Origin of the sequence: Bradyrhizobium sp. 142 (assembly GCF_023074015.1) — a bacterium.
In the GTDB taxonomy this organism is placed as follows: domain Bacteria; phylum Pseudomonadota; class Alphaproteobacteria; order Rhizobiales; family Xanthobacteraceae; genus Bradyrhizobium.
Genome location: NZ_JADPKQ010000089.1, coordinates 1 through 1,312, shown reverse-complemented (window position 1 = coordinate 1,312; position 1,312 = coordinate 1). Strand labels below are relative to the sequence as shown.

1 protein-coding gene and 1 other annotated feature are annotated in these 1,312 nt (G+C 63.1%); the gene reads right to left on the bottom strand.

The window, feature by feature from the left end; translation table 11 throughout:
- Positions 1–30: 30 nt before the first annotated feature.
- A protein-coding gene (locus tag IVA82_RS09330) for an IS3 family transposase (RefSeq protein WP_247382352.1) occupies positions 31–1,262 on the bottom strand; the annotation gives its coding sequence in 2 pieces (ribosomal slippage) (positions 31–971 and positions 971–1,262; 1,233 coding nt in all).
- Positions 862–978, bottom strand: a sequence feature (AL1L pseudoknot). It overlaps the preceding gene by 117 nt.
- Positions 1,263–1,312: the final 50 nt, after the last annotated feature.

Below are 1,312 nucleotides of genomic sequence, written 5' to 3'. Positions count from 1 at the left end.
CCGGGTTTGCCGGAGGCCATTTGGTTTAAGTTATGCCGCCATGGCGGGTTGTTCCAGCATGGCGTAGTAGCGTTGCTCGGCTTCGGCAGGCGGGATGTTGCCGATGGGCTCGAGGAGCCTTCGGTTGTTGAACCAGTCGACCCATTCGAGGGTAGCGAACTCGACGGCCTCGAAGTTCCGCCACGGTCCACGCCGATGGATCACCTCCGCCTTGTAAAGTCCATTGATCGTTTCGGCGAGAGCATTGTCGTAAGAATCTCCGACGCTGCCGACAGAGGGCTCCACGCCGGCTTCGGCCAGGCGCTCGGTGTATTTAATGGATACGTATTGGCTACCCCTGTCGCTATGATGCACGAGCCCGCCACGATGGACCGGCCGTCGATCATGCAATGCCTGCTCCAGCGCATCGAGCACGAAGCCTGCATGCGCCGTGCGCGAGGCCCGCCAGCCCACGATCCTGCGGGCATAAGCATCGATCACGAAGGCAACATAGACGAAGCCGGTCCAGGTCGCGACATAGGTGAAATCGGAAAGCCAGAGGACGTTCGGCCTCGGCGCCTTGAACTGGCGGTTGACGTGATCCAGCGCGCATGGCGCGGCCTTGTCGCTGATCGTCGTTTTGACGGGCTTGCCGCGGATGACCCCTTGTAGGCCCATGTCCCGCATCAGCCGCGACACTGTGCAACGGGCGACATCGAGGCCTTCGCGCTTGAGTTGGCGCCAGACCTTGCGCACGCCGTAGACGGAGAAGTTCTCGTCAAAGACGCGTCGAACCGCGATCTTCAGAGCAGCATCCTGCCTGGCGCGCGCCGACAGCCTGGCGGGATCGCGTCGCTTGGCCACGTTGGCGTGGTAGGTCGAGGGGGCGATCGGCAAAACCTTGCAGATCGGCTCGACCCCATGCGCCCCACGATGATCGTCGATGAAGGCGATCATGGCTTGGACCGGCGGTCGAGCTCCGCCATCGCAAAATACGCGCTTGCCTTGCGCAGGATCTCATTGGCCTGCCGAAGCTCGCGGTTCTCCCGCTCGAGGGCCTTCAGCTTCTCGGCCATGTCGGTCGGAACGCCGGCCCGCTGCCCGCTATCGATCTCGGCCTTCTTGACCCAGTCATGCAGCGTCTGCGGCGTGCAGCCGATCTTCGCGGCAATCGATGTCACCGCCGCCCAGCGCGACGGATGCTCGCTGGCGTGATCCAGAACCATCCGAACCGCACGGGCCCGGACCTCGGGTGAAAACTTGTTCGTCGTCTTGCTCGTCATGGCTCCATCCTCTCAGGAGTTGGAGCCTCCGGCAAACCCGGGGCGGTTCA